This window comes from Lentzea sokolovensis, from assembly GCF_033949975.1.
Lineage (GTDB): Bacteria > Actinomycetota > Actinomycetes > Mycobacteriales > Pseudonocardiaceae > Lentzea > Lentzea sokolovensis.
The window spans coordinates 412,635-433,753 of record NZ_JAXAVU010000007.1 but is presented as its reverse complement, the minus strand read 5'-3'; the positions used below and the strand labels follow the sequence as shown (position 1 = coordinate 433,753).

At 66.3% G+C, this 21,119-nt stretch carries 21 protein-coding genes; 6 read left to right on the top strand and 15 right to left on the bottom strand.

What is annotated here, in order from left to right; genetic code table 11:
• Window positions 1-37: 37 nt before the first annotated feature.
• From SK854_RS14355 to SK854_RS14335, 5 genes are all read left to right on the top strand, one after another.
• Complete coding sequence (locus tag SK854_RS14355) at window positions 38-874, top strand: GP88 family protein (RefSeq protein WP_319975571.1); 837 nt, start codon at window positions 38-40, stop codon at window positions 872-874.
• Window positions 875-926: 52 nt separating this feature from the next.
• Window positions 927-3,458 (top strand): type IV secretory system conjugative DNA transfer family protein, encoded by a 2,532-nt coding sequence (locus SK854_RS14350; RefSeq protein ID WP_406601775.1) that lies wholly within the window; start codon window positions 927-929, stop codon window positions 3,456-3,458.
• A 112-nt stretch (window positions 3,459-3,570) separates the two neighbouring features.
• The gene (locus SK854_RS14345; protein ID WP_406601774.1) at window positions 3,571-4,611 is read left to right on the top strand and encodes a replication-relaxation family protein; all 1,041 of its coding nucleotides are present in this window, start codon (window positions 3,571-3,573) and stop codon (window positions 4,609-4,611) included.
• A gap of 3 nt (window positions 4,612-4,614) precedes the next feature.
• On the top strand, window positions 4,615-4,740 hold the full coding sequence (locus SK854_RS14340; protein ID WP_319975569.1) for a hypothetical protein: 126 nt from the start codon (window positions 4,615-4,617) through the stop codon (window positions 4,738-4,740).
• 270 nt (window positions 4,741-5,010) lie between these two features.
• Window positions 5,011-5,940, top strand: coding sequence for a M23 family metallopeptidase (locus SK854_RS14335; protein WP_319975568.1), 930 nt, complete (start codon window positions 5,011-5,013; stop codon window positions 5,938-5,940).
• 63 nt (window positions 5,941-6,003) lie between these two features.
• Here SK854_RS14335 and SK854_RS14330 read toward each other — a convergent pair whose 3' ends face one another.
• The 4 genes from SK854_RS14330 to SK854_RS14315 all read right to left on the bottom strand — a co-directional run bounded on the left by SK854_RS14330 (window position 6,004) and on the right by SK854_RS14315 (window position 8,991).
• On the bottom strand, window positions 6,004-6,282 hold the full coding sequence (locus SK854_RS14330; protein WP_319975567.1) for a hypothetical protein: 279 nt from the start codon (window positions 6,280-6,282) through the stop codon (window positions 6,004-6,006).
• A gap of 195 nt (window positions 6,283-6,477) precedes the next feature.
• Complete coding sequence (locus SK854_RS14325; RefSeq protein WP_319975566.1) at window positions 6,478-7,245, bottom strand: M48 family metallopeptidase; 768 nt, start codon at window positions 7,243-7,245, stop codon at window positions 6,478-6,480.
• Window positions 7,242-8,123 carry a DNA-processing protein DprA gene (gene dprA / locus SK854_RS14320; RefSeq protein WP_319975565.1) on the bottom strand — a complete coding sequence of 294 codons (882 nt, stop codon included), beginning with the start codon at window positions 8,121-8,123 and terminating at the stop codon, window positions 7,242-7,244. The genes SK854_RS14325 and dprA overlap by 4 nt, the downstream gene beginning before the upstream one ends.
• Window positions 8,124-8,190: 67 nt before the next feature.
• Window positions 8,191-8,991: a hypothetical protein gene (locus tag SK854_RS14315; RefSeq protein ID WP_319975564.1), complete on the bottom strand. Its 801-nt coding sequence runs from the start codon at window positions 8,989-8,991 to the stop codon at window positions 8,191-8,193.
• 32 nt (window positions 8,992-9,023) lie between these two features.
• Here SK854_RS14315 and SK854_RS14310 point away from each other — a divergent pair, with 32 nt between their 5' ends.
• On the top strand, window positions 9,024-9,650 hold the full coding sequence (locus tag SK854_RS14310) for a hypothetical protein (RefSeq protein ID WP_319975563.1): 627 nt from the start codon (window positions 9,024-9,026) through the stop codon (window positions 9,648-9,650).
• On the opposite strand, the gene SK854_RS14305 is transcribed toward SK854_RS14310, so the two are convergent.
• From SK854_RS14305 to SK854_RS14255, 11 genes are all read right to left on the bottom strand, one after another.
• Complete coding sequence (locus SK854_RS14305) at window positions 9,647-10,462, bottom strand: hypothetical protein (RefSeq protein ID WP_319975562.1); 816 nt, start codon at window positions 10,460-10,462, stop codon at window positions 9,647-9,649. The two genes, SK854_RS14310 and SK854_RS14305, sit on opposite strands and share 4 nt — an antisense overlap.
• Before the next feature lie 5 nt (window positions 10,463-10,467).
• The gene (locus tag SK854_RS14300; protein WP_319975561.1) at window positions 10,468-11,025 is read right to left on the bottom strand and encodes a hypothetical protein; all 558 of its coding nucleotides are present in this window, start codon (window positions 11,023-11,025) and stop codon (window positions 10,468-10,470) included.
• A gap of 30 nt (window positions 11,026-11,055) precedes the next feature.
• Window positions 11,056-11,643 (bottom strand): hypothetical protein, encoded by a 588-nt coding sequence (locus SK854_RS14295; protein WP_319975560.1) that lies wholly within the window; start codon window positions 11,641-11,643, stop codon window positions 11,056-11,058.
• A 144-nt stretch (window positions 11,644-11,787) separates the two neighbouring features.
• Entirely contained in the window at window positions 11,788-12,216 is a 429-nt protein-coding gene (locus SK854_RS14290) for a hypothetical protein (protein WP_319975559.1), read from the bottom strand.
• Between the two features lie 120 nt (window positions 12,217-12,336).
• On the bottom strand, window positions 12,337-13,209 hold the full coding sequence (locus SK854_RS14285; RefSeq protein WP_319975558.1) for a hypothetical protein: 873 nt from the start codon (window positions 13,207-13,209) through the stop codon (window positions 12,337-12,339).
• Between the two features lie 546 nt (window positions 13,210-13,755).
• Window positions 13,756-14,529: a DUF7178 family protein gene (locus SK854_RS14280; RefSeq protein WP_319975557.1), complete on the bottom strand. Its 774-nt coding sequence runs from the start codon at window positions 14,527-14,529 to the stop codon at window positions 13,756-13,758.
• 55 nt (window positions 14,530-14,584) lie between these two features.
• The gene (locus SK854_RS14275) at window positions 14,585-14,872 is read right to left on the bottom strand and encodes a hypothetical protein (protein ID WP_319975556.1); all 288 of its coding nucleotides are present in this window, start codon (window positions 14,870-14,872) and stop codon (window positions 14,585-14,587) included.
• 14 nt (window positions 14,873-14,886) lie between these two features.
• Window positions 14,887-15,276, bottom strand: coding sequence for a hypothetical protein (locus SK854_RS14270; protein ID WP_319975555.1), 390 nt, complete (start codon window positions 15,274-15,276; stop codon window positions 14,887-14,889).
• 1,895 nt (window positions 15,277-17,171) lie between these two features.
• Window positions 17,172-20,099: a hypothetical protein gene (locus SK854_RS14265; protein ID WP_319975554.1), complete on the bottom strand. Its 2,928-nt coding sequence runs from the start codon at window positions 20,097-20,099 to the stop codon at window positions 17,172-17,174.
• A 100-nt stretch (window positions 20,100-20,199) separates the two neighbouring features.
• Window positions 20,200-20,637: a hypothetical protein gene (locus SK854_RS14260; RefSeq protein ID WP_319975553.1), complete on the bottom strand. Its 438-nt coding sequence runs from the start codon at window positions 20,635-20,637 to the stop codon at window positions 20,200-20,202.
• A 52-nt stretch (window positions 20,638-20,689) separates the two neighbouring features.
• Window positions 20,690-21,112: a pilus assembly protein TadG-related protein gene (locus tag SK854_RS14255; protein ID WP_406601777.1), complete on the bottom strand. Its 423-nt coding sequence runs from the start codon at window positions 21,110-21,112 to the stop codon at window positions 20,690-20,692.
• Between the last annotated feature and the right edge of the window lie 7 nt (window positions 21,113-21,119).

The window sequence follows — 21,119 nt, the reverse complement described above, 5'->3', positions numbered from 1 at the left end:
AAGTCGCTGCTACCGAATCGCATCCAGGGGGACACCCATGTCTGCACCACTGCCCATGCCGGCGACGGTTCGCCGCCCGAGCCGGCTTCTCACACAGAACCGCGAAATGCGCCAGATCGGCGTGTGGAACTGGTCGTTGCCCGCCTGGGCTGGGCGCCTGCCGGACGGCCGCACCTACAACACCTGTCCGAGCGCGGGAGTCTGCGCGCAGGCGTGCTACGCCCGGCACGGCACCTACACCTGGCCAGTCGTCCGCGCGAAGCACCAAGCGAACTTGATGTTCGTGCTCGATGACCTGGCCGGCTGGGAGACCGCCATGGTCGCTGAACTGGGCGCAGCGAAGTTTCGTGGCGCGTGGATCCGGATCCACGACAGCGGCGACTTCTTCTCTGATGCCTACGTCGAGGCATGGATGCGCATCTGCCGAGCTTGCTCGGACACGAACTTCTACGCCTACAGCAAGGAGGTCGAGAAGTTTCGCAGGCTCGTCGAGCCGAACCCGCCATCGAACTTCCTGTGGGTCTTTTCGTATGGCGGGACACAGGATGCTGCCCTGAATCCGGCCGCCGATCGCGTAGCGGACGTGTTTCCGAACGAGGCCGCCGTCGCGGCAGCTGGATGGGCCTCCCAGGAGGCCAGCGATCTGCTCGCAGTGCTCGGACCGCGGCTGGTGGGTGTTCCGGCCAACCGCATTCCCGCCTACCTCAAGCGGTTGGCCGGGCGCCGATTCTCCGAATGGCAGGCCGAGATCGACGCCGAACGCAACGCACGCCGGGATCGCCGGCTCCTGCGTCTGGTCGTCGACAACACGCGCCACGACTCGCCGCGAACCGCAGCCGAAGGCACTCAGACCGACCAGTCGCAAGCGGCCTGACCCGTCGCCCGACTCACCCCGCTGTCGCTCGCTTCTTTGATGGGAGGTCCCGATGTACTGGATGATCAACCCGACATCCCTCGCCGCTTCGCGTGGCGCGCAGACGGTAGATACGCACGCCTCGCCGGTGACCGACTACCTGCGTGACCCGCTGGGCGCCTTCCAGCATGTGCTGACCTCCTTGCGCGACTTGGCCCTCACCTGGGGCCCGATCGCCGGGCCGGTGCTCGCAATCGCGGTGACCGCACTGGTGATCACGCGGTGGCGATGGCGCCGCCGCTACCACGAGCGCCTGATCACCGACGCCCGGCTGATCACAGTGCTGGCGCCGCCGACGGTCGACCCGGCGGGTGCGGTCACCGTGTGGTCCAACCTGGTCGGGCTGCTGCGGCCCGGCTGGTTGCGCCGGTTCGGCGGTCAGCCGCACTTGGCGGTCGAGCTGACGTTCACCGGCGACGGCGTGCAGATCCGTTTCTGGGTGCCTGGCCTCGTGCCACCTGGCATGGTCGAACGCGCCATCGAGGCCGCCTGGCCCGGCGCACACACCCGCACTACCCCCGCCAAACCCCCGATCCCGACCACCGCGCCTGCGGGTCGACGGATCGAAGCCGTCGGAGGCGAGCTACGCCTGGCACTACCCGAGGCGCTGCCCATCCGCACCGAGCACCCGGCCGACCCGATCCGCGCTCTTCTCGGCGCACCGGTCGGGCTCGGCCCGCACGAGCGGGCCTGCGTGCAGATCCTCGCCCGGCCGGTCGCCGGCCACCGGGTGACCAAAGCCCGTCGGGCCGCCCGCCGCGTACACAGCGGTAGCTCGGTCCACCTGATCGGCCGACTGCTCGACGTCATCACACCCGGCAAGACGCCGAAGCCATCGACCAGCACGCGGACACCAGGGCTGGATCGGCAGACCAGCCTGGCCTACTCAGCGCAGGACCGCGCCATCGTCGAGAAGCTGAGGGAAAACCAGTTCGAGACCCGCATCCGCTACGCCGTGGCCACCACCGTCTCCGACAACCCCGCCCCTGGCGAAGTCCAGGCGGTGCGGGAAGTGTTGCGGGGCCGCGGACACGCGATTGCCTCGGCATTCGCCGCCTACTCCGAGCACAACCACTACCGACGGGCCCGGCTCCGCCACCCGATCCCTGCGCTCGCCGACCGGCGGCTGGGCAAGGGCGACCTGCTGTCCATCCCGGAGCTCGCCGCGATCGCCCACCTGCCGATCGACGACTCCACGCCCGGCCTGCAGCGAGCTGGCGCCAAGGCCGTGCCACCCCCACCGGGCATCGCCGCGACCGGCGAGCAGATTAAACCCATCGGGCTGTCCGACTCCGGCCACGCCCGCCCGGTCGGCCTCCACATCGCCGACGCCCGCCACCACATGCACATCCTCGGTGCCACCGGCTCCGGCAAGTCCGAGCTGATGGCGCGCATGATCCTCGCCGACGCCGAGGCCGGCCGCGGCGTGGTCGTGGTCGACCCGAAGGGCGACCTCGTCTCAGACATCCTGATGCGTCTGCCCGAGGAACTCGGCGAGAAGGTCGTGCTCTTCGATGCCGACTCCCGAGCCCGTCCGCCGGTGCTCAACCCGTTGGAGGGTGCGGACAAGGCCCGAGCGGTCGACAACCTCGTCAGCATCTTCTCCCGGATCTACTCCTCCTCGTGGGGGCCGCGTACCGACGACATCCTGCGCGCCGGCCTGCTCACCCTGACCGCGATGCCCGGCACCCCGACCCTGATCGACCTGCCCAAGCTGCTGACCGTTCCCGCATACCGTGCTCGGGCGTGCGACCAGATCGACGACGAGGTACTCAAGGGCTTCTGGTCCTGGTACGACGACCTGTCCGAAGCCAGCCGCGCACAGGTGATCGCGCCGCTGATGAACAAGGTCCGCGGATTCCTGTTGCGACCCTTCGTCCGCGCCGCCATCGCAAGCGGGGAATCCACAGTAGACATGGACGAGGTGCTCAACACCGGTGGCATCTGCCTGGTGCGCATCGCTCGCGACGCGCTGGGCATGGAGACCGCGCGCCTGGTCGGCTCGATCGTCGTCGCCCGCACCTGGCAGGCCGCCACCCGCCGCGCCCGCGTCCCGCAACGCAAGCGCCGCGACTGCGCCCTGTACATCGACGAGTGCCACAACTTCTTGAACTTGGCCTACCCGATGGAGGACATGCTCGCCGAGGCCCGCGGCTACCGGCTCTCGATGACTCTGGCCCACCAATACCTCGGTCAGTTGCCGAAAGAGCTGGAAGAGGGCATCAGCACCAACGCCCGATCGAAGATCTTCTTCAACGCCTCACCCGAGGACGCCAAGCGGCTCGCGCGGCACACCCAGCCGCGGTTGTCAGATCACGACCTGTCCAACCTCGGCGTCTATCACGTCGCCGCCCGCCTCGTCCTGGGCGGCGAGGAAGCGCCGCCCTTCACCGCGGTCACCGAGAAACTCCGGCCCGCGATTCCCGGACGCGCCAAGGCAATCCGCAAAGCCGCCAGGGTCAACACTCGCCCACTGATCGCGAACCCGACCACCGTCGCCGAGCTGCCCACTAAGTCCACTGTGGATCCGAGGCGTGCGGCCTGATCGATCAATCCCTTTCATCCTCAGCAGATGCGGGATTCTCGTGGCGCGTGCTGGCTGCCGCTAGCCACCTGCGCTGACCTCATTCGCTCCGCGCTTGGGAGGTTCCTGCCCCGTGATTTCGAATCCCACGCCCCAGCGGGAGCTGCGCGGTCACATGCCTCAGCGCCCAACTCCGAGGGCCGCGGCCACCGGCGAGCACCACGCCCAGCTCGCTGGACGACTCACCGTCCGGGACCGGTGGCTGGCCCGGATGCTGCACGAGCACAAGGTCTTCACTACATCACAGATCGTCGAGCTCTGCTATCCGACCATGCGCGCGGCCAACCATCGCCTGCTCGATCTGTTCAAGTGGCGGGTTGTCGACCGCTTCCAGCCGTTCGTCAGCTCCGGCACCGCGCCCATGCACTATGTGCTCGATGTCGCCGGCGCGGTTGCCCTCGCGTATGAGGACGGTCTGGACCCCAGGCAACTCGGCTACCGCCACGAGGACGCCATCGGCATCGCCCACTCTCTGCGCCTGGCACACACCGTGGGGGTCAACGGCTTCTTCACCGCTCTCGTCGCACTCAGCCGCCAGTCGGACGCGCGCGGGCGGCTGACCGCGTGGTGGTCCGAACTGCGCTGTGGCCGACTCTTCGGTGACATGGTTCGCCCTGACGCCTACGGCCGCTGGCACGAAGACGGTCAACAAGTCGAGTTCTTCCTTGAGTTCGACTTCGGCACCGAGGATCTCGGCCGACTTGCGAGCAAGCTCTACGGCTACGAAAAGCTCGCCACTGCAACAGGAATCACCACACCCGTCCTCGTGTGGCTGCCAAGCAATCGCCGAGAAACCAGCGCACGCCGAGCGCTCGCTGACGCTCTGCTCCAGTTGGACCGCCCAGCACTGGTGCCGGTCGCGACCAGCGCCGCAGACCTCACCGGCGTCGCAGACGCGAGCAGTCCCGCCGTTCGCCGGTGGCTACCAGTCGTCGATAAGTCGGCTCGCGCACATGGCCGGCTACGGCTCGCCGAGCTAGTCCGAGTCTGGCCACAGCTCGAAACGCTCGCCACGCAGTCCTCGCCGACACCGCAGGAGCAGGCGACCGAGCTGACCGCGCCGAATCCGCTTCCTCCGAGGCCCTCGAACAACCACTTTCCGCGCGGGAAGTGAACCATGAAGAACGCCGTCGCCGTCGCAGTGATAGCCATCACCGAGCTTGAGGATGACTTGGCCGCGGCGCGCACCAGCCTGCGCCGCACGATCCGCGCCAGGAACCGACCGACAACCGACCCCGCGTAAACGCATCGCCATTGGCGCAACCGAAACCGCACGGGTCGACAGGCTGATTACCAACGCGCTTCTTGACGTCCTGGCTTGAGCGATACGGACGGTCGTGCCGTTGCCCATCACCTCGCGGCCTCACCTGGCCTGGCAAGGCCGCCGCTGAGGCAACTCCGAAACCGCTCACCTTCCGTGCTGCATCGGCGGTGCCGGCGCGCCCACTCTCCTCACCTCGGTGAACACCCCTCGCTGTCGTCCACACGGGGAGGTCGATCACGCATGTCCACAATGAAGATCACCATCATCGCAGCGGTCGCGTTCCTCCTGCTTGTCGTGCTCGTCGCTGCCGTGGTTGGCGGCATCGCAGGCCTGTTCGGCGACAGCAACCGCACGGACTGCGCCGCAGTCGGCTCCACAACAACGGATGTCGCCGGCTATGACCCCGATCAGATGGCCAACGCCGCCACGATCGTTGCAGTCGGCAAGCAGATGAACGTCCCCACCCGAGGCTGGGTGATCGCCATCGCCACCGCGATGCAGGAGTCCGGGCTGCGCAACCTCGACTACGGCGACCGCGACAGCCTCGGACTCTTTCAGCAACGTCCGTCTCAAGGTTGGGGCACCCCAGCACAGATCATGACCCCCACCTACAGCGCCACCCAGTTCTACCAGCATCTGCTCGCGGTGCCTGGATGGCAGGCGATGAGCCTGACCAACGCCGCGCAAACCGTCCAGCGCTCGGGCTTCCCCGACGCCTACGCCCGGCACGAGCTCGCCGCGCGGATCATCGTCGCCGCCGTCCACAACGCCACCTGCTCCGCCACCACTGGAGAATGGACGGTTCCCACAACGGGACATTGCAGCTCCGGATTCGGGCCGCGCGACGGAGGGTTCCACCACGGGCTGGACATTGCCGCGCCCGTCGGCACCACCATCGTCGCAGCCGGCGACGGCCAGGTGATCGACGCCGGTCCCGCCACCGGATACGGTCTCTGGATCCGCATCCAACACCCCGACGGAACCATCACCACCTACGGACACAACAACCGCAACTTCGTCCATAAAGGACAATGGGTGGTCGCGGGCCAACACATTGCCGAAGTCGGCAACCGAGGCCAATCCACCGGACCTCACCTGCACTTCCAGATCGAAGTCAACAGCCAAGCCATCGACCCCGTCAACTTCTACCACCAGAACGGCATCGAGCTCTGCAGATGAGCCCAGCGAACCGCCGCTCGCAGTTCCGCCCGCTGGTCGGGATTCGACCGGCTACGACGGCGCCTAGGCTTCGTCGCTGTCGTCGCCTTCGAGGAGTTTGTACACGTTGCTGCGCTGCATGCCGACTTCCTTGGAGATCCTCAAACGGGGCACTCCGGCAGCGTCCGCGGCGAGCACAACCTTGCGGCGCTTCTTACGAGCCTCTCGCTGCTTTGCGAGCAGCCCGTTGATCTTCTCTTCGAGTTCGGCCTGCTGAGCTCGGGCGGCTTCGAGTTCCTTCTTGATCCCCTCGACCTCGGCCCTGCTGGCCCGAAGCTGAAGGACTTCCTCGGGGTCGCTCATCAGGCAGTCTCCCTCGCGTGGCGTCGTGTCGTACGCGACGACAAATCGTCGGCTGCGTGTGTCTATCAGACATGTCTATCATTCCGTCTGTGAGGACATCAGCGAGGGCGACGTCGGATTAGGCTGACGTCGCCCTCGCCAGCACTTGCAACTGGCTTGATGTCAAGGAACGGCCAGTTAGCCACCGGCGCGCTCCTAGTGATCCCCGAGCCAGCAGTGACGGCCGACTTCGGCGAGTTCTGCCTGGCGCTGCTGCCAGTCGGGCATCCACAGGTTCATGCGCCGCTGCCAGGCGGGTCCATGGGGGCGACCGCCTGGCCTCGTCGCGTGGGCCTGTTCATGCACGAGCACGTACTCGGCGAGGTGCACGGGCAGGCCGAAGACCGCCCAGTGCAGAGCCGTGATGTGCTTGGGTGTGCCGCGGTAGAGCCCCCAGCGGCGCCTGCCGAGATCTCGTACCTCGTAGCGCAGGCCCTCGATCCGGCCGTCCAGCTCGTACTGGCGTCCCTCGCGCTTCACCCAGGCGAGCCCGGCCGTCCGGTACCAGTCGATGATCGCCCGGCGAACCTGTTCCGGTGACTCTGCGCGCGCGTACAGGATCCGGTCCGCCGTTGCCGCAGGCAGCTGCCCGATGCCTGCGGGCTGCTCGGCGACGAACTGGAGCCGGTAGCGCCGGCCGAGCAGGTCGAATTCGTCGCCGTCGACCAGTGCTTTGACCGAGTGGTCGGGAGCCAGTCGTGCCGCTGTGTCAACCTTCTCGGTGATCCAGCGGCGCCGGCTGCGGACGAAGCGCGCGACCTGGTTCGGGTCGGCCGTGGGCGGGATCAGGACGGTGACGGCGCCGCCAGGCTTGACCTCGATGCCGACGCTGCGGCGCCGCGGTCGGATCGCTACGTCGACGTGCCATTCGTCCGGGAGCTGCAGACCGGCCAAGCCGGCCTGGTAGCGGTCTAGGCCGTTCATCGCAGTCCCTCCCGATAGGCGATGTGCTCGACGGAGCTGACTACCGTGGCGGAGCCGGTGCGCAGCAGCTCGTTGACGCCCTTCGACGTGACGGAGTGGATCGGACCGGGCACGCCGTAGACCCGACGGCCGAGCTCTCCAGCGGCGCGGGCAACGGCAAGTGCGCCGCTGCGCTGCCCGGCTTCGACGATCACGGTCGCCGCGCTGAGCGCAGCCAGCAACCGGCATCGCGCATGGAACCGGATGCGAGTCGGCGGTGTGCCGATCGGGTACTCGCTGACGAGCAATCCGCTCTGGTCGATCACCGTTTGGTAGAGCCGGGCGTGCTGGTGCGGATAGGTCCGGTCGATACCGTTCGCGAGCACGACGATCGTCCTGCCCTCGGCGGCCAGCACGCCACGGTGCGCCGCCTCGTCCACCCCGAGACCGCCACCGCTGACGACTGTCACCTCGGCGCGAGCGAGCTCGTAACTGATGTCCCCGGCCACGGTGTTTCCGTACGCCGAGGACGCACGGGCGCCTGTGACCGTGACCGCGGGACTGGTGAGCTCGGCCAACGAGCCGCTGCCGCGCACCCACAGCGCGAGCGGAGCTCCATGACCGGCCGCCAGGCTCGTGAGCCGGCCGAACGGCCACTCGTCGTCTTCGGGTGTGAGCAAGCGCGCGGCGCCGTCGTCGAGGGCCTGCAGGTCATCGTCGATCCGGGCTTGGGGCTGGGTGATCTCGCTGACGACGGCTGCGGGAGCGGTGCCGTGCCGGATCTGTGCGACGGCTTCGACCGGCCCGTGGACGGCGACGTACTGGTGGATGGCAGGTGCTGGTGGTTCGGCTGCGCGCAGCAGGAACAGCCTGGCGTGCAGTTCATCGCGTGAAGGCATGGTCAAACTCCTGGATGGGTCGGTTTGGTGGTTCGGAAGTGGTTTCGCGCCCGCGGCGCTGGTCCGGCTAGGGCTCGGTGCGGTCGTGCAGCGGGATGGGCAGGCTGTGACCGATCAGCTCGTGCCAACGGGAATCGCTGGTGTGGAGGTGAGCGCCGGAGGCCATGAACCACTTGCCGGGCGGGGCGTCGGGGGGGCGTGCGACGTAGCGGCCGTACTCGAACAGCAGGTAGACACCCGGCGCGTTGTCGGAGGGTTCGAAGATCTCGGCGAAAGCGGGCAGCGTCCGCTCCTCCCCGACGCCGATGACCGTCACGTGGGTGACGCGGGAGGACAGTCCCTTGTTCGGGCTGTGGAACGGGCCGGTCAGGATCTCCGCGCGCAGTCCTTTCCGGACGACCGGCACTTCGATGACGCCGTCCCCGAGTCCGGGTATCTGGTCGAGTTCCGTGATACCCCAGGGTGTTTCGGTATAGGCAGCGAGAAGCCGGTAGGCCGGGACGTAGTCGGCACCATGGCGCACGCTGGCTTTGGCCTCGGCGGGCAGCCGGGTGAGTACCTTCTCGCGCATACGGTTTGTCCAGGCGTGCGCCTCGCTGGCGTGCCAGCCGATCGTGCCGCTGGTCTGGTACTCGTAGCAGTCCAGCAGGCGCAGTACGGCGACTGGATGCAGCGCGCGGTCTGTCACCGTCGCGACGTAATCCGGCGGCCCACCGTCCTTCTGCTCGATGTCGCGATGGGGTCGATGCTGCTGAAGCAGCATTTGGCCGACCGGGGTGGGATCGTCGAAGACGCCGATCAAGCCGAATTGCAGTCCGGCGTTGATGAGTCCGTCGATGTGCGCAGGGTGCAGGTCGAACCGAGCCATGGCGGTGTCCCTTCGAGAGAGGCGGAATTTCGGTGAGCGGTTCAGGCCGCGTTGCTGCAACCCCGGCTTTCGATGAGTGGCGCCTGCCGCAGCCAAAGCCGGCGGTGGGTATCTCGATCGCCATCACGGACCGGCGCTCCGGCGATCTCCTCGTTCTTCGTCACCGCGATGCCGACGAGCTGGTTTACTTCGGCCAGCGCGGTGTGCGTCGCTCGTTGACGGAGCGGTCAGGAGTGGCGGTGCCGCCCGATGGCGTGTTCAACGGCGTTGGTGATCGTGTCGCCGTTGGCCTGTGTGCTCGCGTGCTGGTAGAGCGGCCAGGACCAGACGCAGTCGCGACCGTCGCAGTAGATGCGGACGTGTCCGTCGTCGTTTTCCTGGAGTACCAAGGGAAGGCGGTGCCGTTCGGGTTCCGGCTGTCGGGGCGTGTTGCCTGGCAGGGTAAGGCGCGAGCCGTCCTGAAAACCCACGTCGACACCGCGCTCGGCAAGGTGCTGTACGACGTGGCTGACCAGGTCTTGCGCGTTGACCTTGCCGACGGCCGAGCCGGGCCGGGCGGGATCTTCGAGGTAGCTGTAAAGCAGGTCTTCCAGCGTTTCGACCAAAATCATCGGTTGAAGCCCTTTCGTGAGAACGGGTTGCCTGATGGGAGCGACTAACCCCAGTTGCTGTGTTCGCGGTTCCACTTGGCTTCGACCTTGGGCGCCAGTTCGGCGCGCAGGTCGTCCACGGTCCGGCTGTGTTTGGCGGCGAGCGCGGCCAGGATGAGCTGCGCATCCTCGTGGTACTCGGCGATGGCGTTGCGGTGAAACGCCACGTTGCGCTTCGTAAGGAGCCGGGCGTAGGACAGCGCCTCGATGTAGGAGCGCCGCGCGGTGAACTCGGTCTCGATCTGCCCGTATTGCTTGGTACGCAGCGGTGTTCCGTCCGGCGCGGTGATCGCCTTTGCGGCTTTGGCCTTAGCGCGTTCGGCTTTCTCCGCTTCCCGCGCGAGTTGCTCGGGGGTCTTGATCCGGCTGGGCCGGTTGCGGACGTCGACCGGTGCGCTGGGGTAGCACTCGGTGCACGCGGCCTTGCCGGCCTGCTCGACGATCTCGGCTTCGTCGTGGCCGGAGAGCTGAGTGAGCCAGGCGAACCGCGTGGACGGGAAGCAGGTGCGGCAGGCGGTGGTGCGGTGCACGTGGCCACCGGTGTTGAGGACCAGCCAGGCGCGGGTCCAGCCGCCCCGGCGTTCGAATTCTGCTTCAAGAGGTCGTGCCGCTGTCTCGCACTCGGCGATGGTCTGGCGAGCCTGTTCGATCCGGGACCGCAACTCGGTTGTGTACTCGGCCATGCCGTCGTTCACCAGGCCCTGGGCGCGGGCGGTGAGCCTGTTGAAGGTGTCGTTGGCCTTGGCGTGCTCGATGTCGAGCCTGGCGAGCTCTTCGTCGATCTCGGACGGGGTTGCGGTCGTGGGGTCGTTGATGGGCATGGTGTTCACCTCGGAACGGGTTCAGACCAGGCTGTGTCGGCCAGGCGTGGGCGTGGGAAGGCGTCGCCGGCGCGCCATGCGCTGATGGCGGGGGCGAGTTCGCTGGTGATGGCGCGGTCGAGGTCGCGGATGTCGATCGTGGGCCGGCCGTTGCGGCGGGCGTCGGTCCACAGGTCGAGCACCTTGGTGAGGCTGTCGGCCAGCAGCGCGGTCAAGGCGGTCTGCGGGTAGTCGTCGGCGATCGCGGCCAGCAGGCCGGCCACCTCGGTCAGCGGCATGCCGGGGGTGGTGTAGTGGTCACGCTGGCGGACCGCCAGCGTGACCACGTTCTTGGCGCCAGGCTGAGCGCCGGCCAGGGTGACCGTGCCGAGTTGGACATCGGCGCCGAGTTGGAAGACGTAGACCCAGAAGCCCATGCGGTTGGTCGCGCGGGTGAGCGACCGGCGCGGGAAGTGGCGTTCCCGTGCCACGTCGAGCGCTTTGGCGCGGTTTGCGGGCACCGTGAGCACGTCGTCCAGGTGGGCCCGTGACAGGTCAAGGCGGTCGTAGAACTTCACGGACACAAAGCACTCCTTTCCTTGTGGTGGCGTGGTTCACGCGCGAACCTCGGCAAGCGCGCCGGGTGGAAGGCCGGTCGTGGTCCAGCCGTAGAGGTCGAACACCTGGCGGGCGTGGCTGCGGCAGTAGAGGTCGAAGGCGCCGCCCTGGCCGGCTCGGGTGGCGCGGCGGTGGCAGTAGCGCGGGGCGCCGCCGTTGCCGAACTCGGTTTGCCAGGTGCACGCGCGTAGCCGGTGCACGCGGATGATCAGGCCGGGGCCGCCGTTGACGCCGGTCCAGCGGCCTCCGTCGACGTCGGTGGCGTGCCAGACATGCCGGGTCCACGTTCCGCCGGACGGGGTGTAGGTGCGTCGGCCGGTCTGGCAGGTGTCGGCCGGATCGATGGTGGCGAGGTAGCCGCCGGGCCAAGTGGTCAGTGCGTCGCCGTCGGTGGACACGTAGGCGACGAATGTGTTCGCGCGAGTCATCGCGTCGCGCTCGTGTTCGTCCGAGCACAGGTAGCAGCTCGTGGCGCCGGTGTGCGGGTCGATCACGCGACCGGTCCCGATCCCGGCGGGGTCCGGCGTGGCGGTGTGGCCGCAGTCGAGGACGTCCGCGATGGCGGCGGTTGAGGAAGTGGTCATGGCGGTGTCGGTCCTTTCTGGCCGGAGATGGGCGCGGCAGAGTGACCGTGAGGTCGCCTCGCCCGGTCGGTCCGGCGGCACGGCCGGACCGAATCAAGGGACGTCGACCGTCGCGGTGGGCGAGATGGGGACAGGGTGATGCGGTTAGGCCAGCAGCCATCGGCGAGACGCAGGCGACTCCTGGCACGGGTCGAGATGGCGCGGATCGGCGCCATCGCGGGCGCGACGGGCGACCACGAACCACCAGCGCAGCAACGCGCGGACCGCGCGGACTCGGCTCGAGGCGTTCGGCAGGAAGTAGACGAGTCCACCTCCGTCGAGGAGGTGCGCACGGTCGCGGTAGGCGGTGGGTGACCATCGGCCGCGAGTGCGAACGAGGCCACCGACCACGCTGACAGGCTGGCGAATGCCGTAGCACTCGGCGGCACGTTCGTCGATGGTGACGATGTGGACGGTGTGGCCACCGGTCGCGTCCACGATCTGAGTCAGGGTCGCCGTGCCGTCGCGGGAGTCGCATCCGTTTACCGGCAATGTCACGACGGTGTGGGTGTGGGTGTGCGTGGTGTCGGTCATGGGACGGCGTCTCCTTCGGGACGTGATGAACGCGTCGGTGGATTCGGCGGGTGTCGACCAGCGCGCAGCCGACACCCGCCGTTGGACCTCGTGGGTGGGGGCGAATCCGGTGATCACCTGTCAGCGGTACTGACCGGTGATCTGGACGAGGTGGGCCATGTCGACCACGGGGCCGGCCCAGTAGCGGACGTGGGCGGGTTCGTTGCCGATTCCCCAGACGTAGAGCCGGAAATCGGGGTCGCTCGGGCAGATCCACACGGAGGTGTTGCCGGTGCCGGTGGGCGTGCGGACTCCGAATTCGTCGCATCGGTCGATGTCGATCGCGGACCACGGACCGGCCTGGAGGTGTGCGAACACACGGCCATACGGGGCGTCGAACGGCACTTTGTGTGCTTCCTGCCGTGCCGTGACCCACTCGGCCAGCGCCGAAGCGGACAACGACCGGGCGGAGGTGATCACGGCTCGCATGGCGTCGATGTTGTTGAGCCGGCCGTGGTCGCTGCAGTCCCCGTACGCCACGGCGGTCGGTCCGGTGAACCACAACGTGATCCACTGCGGGCCCCGGTGCCAGCCGCGGGCGTAGCCCCGACGGTCGCCCATCTCGGTGATCGGGATCGGCGGCAACGTGCCGTCCAGGCCCCGGTCGGGGCGCGGCGTCCACTTGTGCGCGCGGAGATCATCGTCAACGGTCGGGTACAGCATGTCCGTCGTGCGTGCGCCCGCGTAGCCGTGTGCCGAACAGCTCAGGGCCTCCGCCAAGCCGTTCATCCGGCCGGTGACATTGCGCAAACCCTGTACCGACATGGGTTTCGAGCTCAGGGCGTCGTCGGCCAGGTCGGCAACCTGGCACCGGAGGTTCGCCGCGCGCTTGGCCAGCTCGGCGAGGCTGGCGGCCTGCACCCGGTTGATCGCTTCGAAGGAATCGGCGCGTGCGCGTTCCCGTTCGAGCTCCGCGCGCAGCGTGTCGACGGTGGTCGAGTGGTCGTCGGTCATGGCTGTATTCGCTTTCGTCGGGCGGGTGATGAATTCCGGAGGTGTTGACGAGGTCAGTCACTGTTCGGCGAGCACACGGTCGAGTTCGTGAAGGAAGTAGTCGACGTCGGTGTTCGGGCGTATGGCGTCGAGTCAATGAAGACGAGGCCACCCGGTCGAATCACGGTCATTCGGACGCGATTGGTTTGCGTTGTGCTCATTTCTCAGGTCCTCATTTCGCGAGCCTGCGGGTAGGCGGCTGATCGCGCGACGTCAATGAGTCGGGTGCGACTGGTCACCAGTCTCCGAAGGTGCAGACTGACCCACATTTGCCGGTAGCATGTGGCCCGCCGGGTGCGAAATGCGTTCGGCGCGCGAGTCGGTCTTGCCGTTCGTCTCGCGCGCGGTCTTTCCTGCTGCGCGTTCCTGCCCATTCGACAGGTTGGACACCGGCGAGAAGCTGATCACAGCGGGGGCATCCGGGCGTCTTTCGCCCGAAGACAGGTCCGCCGCACGTGTGTTTCACACCTGTTTCCATTAATGCGCCTTTCGCTGCGAGACCAGCCATTAGGCAGCCGCCTGGTAGCCGGTGCCGGGGCATTTCGCCAGCTCGGGAAAGTGGTTGGTTCGGAAGGCTTGCCAGGCTTGTTCCGAATTTGCGCGCGCCTGGTTGCGGCCCTTGTCAAGGCGGTTGGGGCCGCGCTGCTGTTCGGCTTGCTGGTTCAGCCGTTGGCGGACAAGCCACGTCACGGCCTGTACCTGATGTGCCGAAACCCGGTCACCAGAGATGGCGGAGATCATTTCCGCGGCACGGTGGTACTGACTCACCACGTAGTCGTAGTGCCGGCGACTGATCGAACCGTCTTGGCGCTTGAACCCTTTCAGGGGTGCCGAGCCGTACTCGTCTGAACTGAGTGCGCGACCGTGCGCGACAGACAGCGCGTGCCGATCGATGACAACGCGCGGGTCTCCGGGGTCTCTGTCTCCGCCGTGCTCAATCAGGTGCGCGAAATCGCGGATCTTCGGACCGGCGAGAATGTCTTCGTATCGTTCGCCGGACAGCAACCGAGTGGCCGCGCGTTTCTGCGAAGTGGACGCGAATATGCCGGATCCAGGTCCGCCGATCCCTTGCCCCTCGCGGAGCACGCGAGCGGCATTGAGAATGTTTCCGATCCATCCCTGTTGTGGCGAGTAGATCGCGAGCATTCCGGCGCCGAGATGGGCGTTACCGTTGGCGATGACGGTTGCCACGTGGTGCGCGTCGATATACCAACGCATGCCTTGGGCCATTTCGTCGGGTGTGGCCTGTTCCCAGTGCCACACGATGTTTTCGTGGCTCACGGGGTGAGCCTGGAACCATGGGTGATCACTGGGGGTGAGCATTGCTATCAGGTCCTTACGTGTGATTCACGCTCACCGGCGACTCGTCCCAGAAGCGGAACCATTCCGCTACGGCGGTACGTTCGCCGGCCGTTCGTACGTATTTGTCGAGCGCGAGCAACTCGCGCCGAATCTCTCCGACGTCCAGATTCTGCAATTCGCGCGAGATCTCGTCTCGGGCGCGGTCAAGGTCAACCGCCCCGGATGAGGCCAGGGAATACAGTGCGGATGACATACCGCCATGCCAATCGGACGCGATACGTCGCGCTTGGCCGTCGCTGATCATTACGATGACTGCGCTCACGATTCCCCCTCGATTCACGCGGCAACCGCGACCGGAACGGATACCATGGCGGAAAAGTCGAAAATCGCGACCTGCGCCGTTGCTCGCGCGAGCGTCATTGCTTCAGACAAGTCGGCAGTGACGACGGAAACGTCCAGGTAGACACGGCCGGTGTCAGGGTCGCACCAACCCCCGAGAACGCGACCGGGTAGCGTGAGAGCGTCTTTTGCACGCGCGATGTATTCGTGAAGGTCATTACTAGTGACGCGACCGTCGAAAATGTGTTCGTGTTCCGGGTGTACGGCTACCGCGTAGCCGGTACGAACGTCTGAACCATCGCTAGGATCGACAGAGAATCCGCCGTCCGGAACGGACAGAGCGTCCGCCATGGCGCTAATACGGGCGGACCAATCGATCAGAGTCATAGGCATGGCGGGTACTCCGTTTCGTGTACATAAAGTGGTTGACCGACAGTGATTCAGGCCAGTTGTGGGCTGGTATCGAAACGCGCAACCCTCACCGTTGTGAGATTTCCGCAAAGGGGACACATCCTGTATCCGGGCAATACGACACTGCTCACGTGGTACGGATTGCGCGTCTCGATAGCACATTCCTTGAATCTTTTGATCTCTGCTGAATAAGCCGTTATGTCTAGTGCGCAATGCAGGGAACCATGCCCGTAAGGGTTTAGCGTGCTATGGGCAGGCGAGAGCAATGCTCTCCGGCCAGAGAAAACCCAATGTCGGCAACCGCCTAATACAACCCCGAACGCCCAGGCACTGCGACGTTTGTCGGTGCTAGACCACCATTGACTTATCTTGGGGACACACCTATGGCAGGCATGCCATTTATGCGCGCTACTCCGCTCTATAGCAAGAGCTTTACGTAGTGAAGCTGCAAGCGCAGTTACTACGCATTCCAGACTAGAAATGCGCGTTTGGCTACGCGTCGTTCTTCACGCTGCTCTGCACGGATTCGCTGCTGTCCGCGCGGCCCAAGCCGCTGCCCGCGCTATGCGGGACTTATGGTTGTTGTCGTTAGGAAAGACACCGTGGTGATCGACTCGCAGGGCTCCGTGCCCCGGTCCTCGTCGCCCCCTCGGCGGACTGTCCTACTGACGTGTCTATTAGACACCTCAGTAGGACAGTCCGCAAGAGGGATACCCCTTGTCGTGACCTTGCCGTGACCTGATCTTGGATCTGCGCAGCTCAACCGCCATGCACATACGGGGGGCAACGCCTTGTGTGCCCACTTGGAAGAACGGCATAGGACGACCCGCGACCGGCACGACGGAGCCCAGCGACACGACCCGCGACCGGCACGACGGAGCCCAGCGACACGACCCGCGACCGGCACGACGGAGCCCAGCGACACGACCCGCGACCGGCACGACGGAGCCCAGCGACACGACCCGCGACCGGCACGACGGAGCCCAGCGACACGACCCGCGACCGGGCAGCTCGTTCGATCCAAGAGTCTTTCGGATTTCAGTTGGCAGAATTGCTTAGATCGGGACTTGCACGGAACTCGATAGGCTCGAATCTCAGTCAACACAATTCATCCGTGAAACCTCAAGAATGACGGCGGTTGAGGAACATTGAAATCGCGCCTGTCAATACGCTCACGGCAATTGAAATCAGATTGAAGCTCGACGGCATTTCGGGCGCAGTTGACCACGGCGAGACAGAGGCCTGAGCGTGAGCGAGCCGAACGAGCGAGAGAGGCGTGCGGGCAGGGCTCGGCCGGCGGAAAGTGGGGTACGAGGAAGATGGTGACCATCGCAGTCAAGGCGACCACGGAGTCAAGAACAACGGCAGGCGACCACCCACCCAAATCGACTGTTCATATGCCTGCCGGCGACCGAGTCGGGCGTTGCATCGGTAGGGGTATCAGACCTGTTGAGCAGGCACTTCTGCAGCTCAGGGGGCTACCGCTCTAACAGGTAGGTAGATCGGACCGTGTATCGGTAGCTCGACAGGACGCTCTGTGAGACGCACAAGGCGCGCTGTTGATCTATTAGCACGCAGCGGTCGCGGGATCTCCGTCACCTGGCCGACACGTGAGCGACTGATGCACATTCAATGGCATTGAGTGCGGTCCGCTGAAATATAGCGAGCTCTATACCCATCACTCAAGGTATGACCACGTTCGATCCGTGGAAGGGTAACGAGCGAAGGATTCAGAGCCATGCCTTGGCTCGGGCGTTGCGACGGATGGACCTGGCAGGCCTGTTGGGCAGGCTCGCGGAAAAGACATTATCGCGGTCGGTCACCTATTGCTTACTCCGGCGGCGGATCTGCCGTCCAGAGGTCGCCCCGCATCAGCTGGCCGCAGGATTGCCGCGAGAGGCCGGCCGTCGAGTATTGCTCCGGCGTTGGAGGAACTCGGCGAGGTTGAGGGTGTCGCTACCTGGGCACTGACCGATGTCCTCAAGGGTCGTCGTCAGCAGTGCGAGGGTGCGCGGGACGGCGGCGTGCTGACCGAGCCGGCCCTGGATCCGGATGATGTCGCGATAGATGCTCTCGTTGTAGCGATCGAGCTTGCGAGTGCGCTCGAGCAACGCGAGTGCGGTTTCGGGCTCGCTGTCGCTCAAAGCGCGGATCAAGGCGCCGAGTGCATCAAGTACGTCGCGGCGGACGGATTCCCGGAAGGGCTCCACCCAGGACGCTGTCAGGTCTTCTGCGAGGTCGCCTAGGTAGAGCTCGACTGCCTTGGTCAGCCGAGCCTGCGCGTCGCGGTCGGCAAGTCGGGGAGCCTGAAGGGCATCCTGGAGTTGCCAGAGGTCGACCGTTACCAGCTCGGGATTGAGTTGGTAACGGCCATCGTCGTTGACGACGAGATCGGTCAACGCGCCGTCGGTAGCGCTGCCCAGGGCGCGACGTAGTAGCGAGAGTGTGTTGTGGAAGCTGTTGTACGGCCGTGGCGGCTTGCTGTCGGGCCATACGGCGTCGTTGAGAGCTTCACGCCGCACGCCCTCAGGGTGCAGAGCGAGGCAGAGAAGCACTTCACGCTGTTTGGGGGTGAGCGCGCTGTCGAGCTCGCGCTCGCCGTAGTCGTGCAGGATGAGCTGGACACGACCCAGGACACGAACAGCCAGCGGCAGCCGCGGTGATGCCAGCTCGTCGTTGGCGGATTGGTGATGTTCGTCGGCTCGCGATGACGGAGCTCTTGCAGTCCCGGCGTCCTCGTTCTCGGTGACCAGGTCCTCGTCGCATCCGGTCGGTTTGGCCGTCGGTGTCTGCTCGAGAGGGGCGGGCGCGGCCTGAAGATCGTCCTGGCCTGGTGCTGACGGTGTGGCGCCGTGGACGGTGTCCGGGAGCTGGATCTCGTTGTTCACCATGCCGCGATCGTGGCTCGGTACCCGAAGATCGGGGCCTTCAGCGTCGCGGAGCACGCGCAGCAAGTCGTTCGCGTCGATGGCTGGCAGGGTGAAGAGCCGCGTGTCGGCAAGGGCGGTGCCGAGGCCGGGACTGGTCGCGCTGACGGTGCCGTCATCGCGAGTCCGGACGGTCGCACCTGGCCTCCACTGGCCGAGCAGGATGCCGGCCAAGCCGAGGGCAGAGCCGTTGTCCAGGACAGCCTGCAGGCGGCGCTCAGCGTGCGGGGCAGGGCTGGCGAGTAGCACGAGCGAGCCGAAGGTGGTCAGTGAGGCGGCCTCGTCGATGACGTGGCGGGTCCGGGTGAGCAGAGCAGTTTCCATCTCTTCGAGGGCGGCGTCGAGGGAGTCGACCACCAGAACAGTGGATGGAAGCTTCTCGACGCTTGTGCCATCGAAGACGAGCAGCAGATCACTGGTCGGAACGATCACGCAGTGAGCGCTGGTTGGTTGCCCAGGCGCGGTGAGCCGGTGCAGCAGCAGCGCGCGGGCAGCGGCCATCGCGCCGGGCCCGGTCAGGCCAAGTCCACGGGCGCTGGCGAGGTTGAGTGCGAGCTCGCGTCCGCCGCGCACGCCGACCCGTGCCGAAACTGGTGCCGGTTCATCGACGGGTTCGACGCGTCCGGCAGCGGTGATGTGGATGCGTGGCGGAACGGGCGCGAGGTCGACGAACTCCATGTCGTCAATCGGTCCTGAGGCGTGCCCCTCGCCGTCGGGTTGATGTGCGGCGCGTAGGGCGCGGACCACGGGCGCGATGGTGCGCTGCAGGTCGGCGCGGTCGCCACTGCCGATGCGGTAGCGGCGACGGCGCCACAGGCGGGCAGCCGTGACAGCTGCGGTGATCGCCGCGGCCAGGCCGAGACTGACGAAGGCGCCAGTAGTCAGGTTCAGCCCTGGTTCCGCTTGGCCAGCACCGAGTTCGTCTGCCCGATCAGCCTCGCCCGGTGTCGGTGGGGATTGCGTTGAACGTGGCGTACTCGTCGGCGGCGCCGGCTGCTCGGTTGGAACCTGCGGCTGGTGTTCGTCCGGTTGATGTACGTCGGACGGTGCGGGAATGTAAGCAGTGATCTTCCAGCCAGGACGCACGAGGTTAGGGTTGGTCAGTGCGCGGCCGTCTGTCTGCTCGACGCCGCGGTTGAGTTGGAACAGCTCGGGCCAGCGGGGGCCGCCTCCGGGGCCGTAGATGCGTTCAGCAACGCGCCACAGGCTGTCGTAGATCCCATACCGCGGGAGCCGGACTTCCTCACTGGCCTGAACCATGCCTGGCGGTGCCGGTGCTGCTCGGTCGATCACCAAGGTCGTCTGCGCTGTGACGGCCGCCGCTGTCTCGGCGGAGGTGGCAGTCACGCCTGGAGTCAGCGGTGCAGTGACAGCGACTGGCGCGAGCCCGTTCGTCAGGGTGGCCACCGCCGGCGCCGTCGCGGTGTAGGGGGTGCGGTTGCCGAGCAAAGTGAGCACGATGCTGCCGATCAACGCGGCGGCAATCCCGTGCAGCGGGCCCGGCGGACGGACTTGTGGCCAGGTGACGCCTCGCGCGGCATCGATTGCACAGCGGAGGACGTCGAGTGTGAAGAAGAACCAGACGATCCAGCACAGCACCGCGAGGCAATTGAGGAGGAGCTGGGGGCTCATCGGGTTGAGCAGTGTCGCCTGGATTTCGTCCCAGGTCGGCATGTGGTCGGGCAGGGGCCAGCCCACGAAGTGCGCGAGAACCCACGGAAGGCCGATGACGAGAGCCGCGAGGACGAGAGCCGCAAGGATTCCGCGGATGATCCGGACGACAGACTGCCACGCCGCAGCCGGTGTCCAGCCAGCCCGGCGGCAAGTGTTGTGGTGCCGAGTCGGCTTCCGACGAGTGGCGTGTGCGGTCACGACGTGCTCGATTCCTCGGTAGGAAGGGGTTCTATCGCTCGCCGATCACTTCCGTGTGGGTACGTTCAAAGCTGTGCGCCACAAGAAGCGGAGGCGTCTGTCATGCCACCTCTGCGGGGACACGCGCGGAGGCTTGCAGGGCGTCGGCCTGGCTTGGCGCGCGCTCTGTCGACGTGGGCAGTTGGCTCGTCGACGAAGTGTCCGTCGTGGTAACGCCCTGGCGCACATCGCTCTTCGCGGTGGACGTACCGGTGGTCGCCCGCTTGCGCTTCGGACGAGTCGTCTTCCGGCTGTTGAGCCACTGCGTGAGATCCGCGGCCGGAACGTCAGTGAACCGTGCCAGCTCGTCGATCTCGATGACATCGCTCGACTCAGCGATTACGTCGCCGAGTTCTCGGTCGATGCCAGCCAACTGCTCGGCGACGGCGGCCCGTCGCTTGGCGAGGTCGCCGACCCTCGCAGCTGTTGCGGACCGCTTGGCGCCGCGGGCGGCATCAGCTTCCTCGACGCGACGCTGGATCTCCTCTGTAGTAGGCATCGTGGCCTCCTTCTGCGTTGATGCTTGCGCTTGGTTCGAGCAGCGAGCCGGGTTATGGGAGAACTCCGGATATACCGCGTTGCGGCTGGGCTTGCCCGCCTCCGGTGACCGTGATCGATCCGACGCCAGCGAGTCCGAGAAGTTGGGTTCGCTCGTTGATGGTGACCGTGACGTTGATCGTGTTGCCATTGACCGACACGGTGCCGCTGTGCCCAGCGGCGGTGAGATAGTTGCGGGCAGCTGCGCTGGCCTCTTGCGCTGCCAAGCGCAGACTTCCGTCCGCGCGGTAGGCGGCCAGGTCGATCTCTTGAGCTCCTGCCCGTGCGGCCTCCTGGGCCTCACCGATCGCTCGAACCTTTGCTGCCAAAGCAAGTCCGCCGTCGAGTACGAGGCCGGCGAACAAGAGTGCCGCGACGGCGACGATGACGACGAAAGCTGTCACCCTGCCGTGCTCGTCTTCGTGCAACCGGCCCATTCGCTTG

Excerpts from the sequence above, each read along its gene's own strand:
- SK854_RS14355 (WP_319975571.1), top strand. The coding sequence starts at position 38 with ATGTCTGCACCACTGCCCATGCCGGCGACGGTTCGCCGCCCGAGCCGG.
- SK854_RS14350 (WP_406601775.1), top strand. The coding sequence starts at position 927 with ATGTACTGGATGATCAACCCGACATCCCTCGCCGCTTCGCGTGGCGCG.
- SK854_RS14340 (WP_319975569.1), top strand. The coding sequence starts at position 4,615 with ATGAAGAACGCCGTCGCCGTCGCAGTGATAGCCATCACCGAGCTTGAG.
- SK854_RS14335 (WP_319975568.1), top strand. The coding sequence starts at position 5,011 with ATGAAGATCACCATCATCGCAGCGGTCGCGTTCCTCCTGCTTGTCGTG.
- SK854_RS14330 (WP_319975567.1), bottom strand. The coding sequence starts at position 6,282 with ATGAGCGACCCCGAGGAAGTCCTTCAGCTTCGGGCCAGCAGGGCCGAG.
- SK854_RS14325 (WP_319975566.1), bottom strand. The coding sequence starts at position 7,245 with ATGAACGGCCTAGACCGCTACCAGGCCGGCTTGGCCGGTCTGCAGCTC.
- dprA (WP_319975565.1), bottom strand. The coding sequence starts at position 8,123 with ATGCCTTCACGCGATGAACTGCACGCCAGGCTGTTCCTGCTGCGCGCA.
- SK854_RS14315 (WP_319975564.1), bottom strand. The coding sequence starts at position 8,991 with ATGGCTCGGTTCGACCTGCACCCTGCGCACATCGACGGACTCATCAAC.
- SK854_RS14305 (WP_319975562.1), bottom strand. The coding sequence starts at position 10,462 with ATGCCCATCAACGACCCCACGACCGCAACCCCGTCCGAGATCGACGAA.
- SK854_RS14295 (WP_319975560.1), bottom strand. The coding sequence starts at position 11,643 with ATGACCACTTCCTCAACCGCCGCCATCGCGGACGTCCTCGACTGCGGC.
- SK854_RS14290 (WP_319975559.1), bottom strand. The coding sequence starts at position 12,216 with ATGACCGACACCACGCACACCCACACCCACACCGTCGTGACATTGCCG.
- SK854_RS14285 (WP_319975558.1), bottom strand. The coding sequence starts at position 13,209 with ATGACCGACGACCACTCGACCACCGTCGACACGCTGCGCGCGGAGCTC.
- SK854_RS14270 (WP_319975555.1), bottom strand. The coding sequence starts at position 15,276 with ATGACTCTGATCGATTGGTCCGCCCGTATTAGCGCCATGGCGGACGCT.
- SK854_RS14260 (WP_319975553.1), bottom strand. The coding sequence starts at position 20,637 with ATGCCTACTACAGAGGAGATCCAGCGTCGCGTCGAGGAAGCTGATGCC.
- SK854_RS14255 (WP_406601777.1), bottom strand. The coding sequence starts at position 21,112 with ATGGGCCGGTTGCACGAAGACGAGCACGGCAGGGTGACAGCTTTCGTC.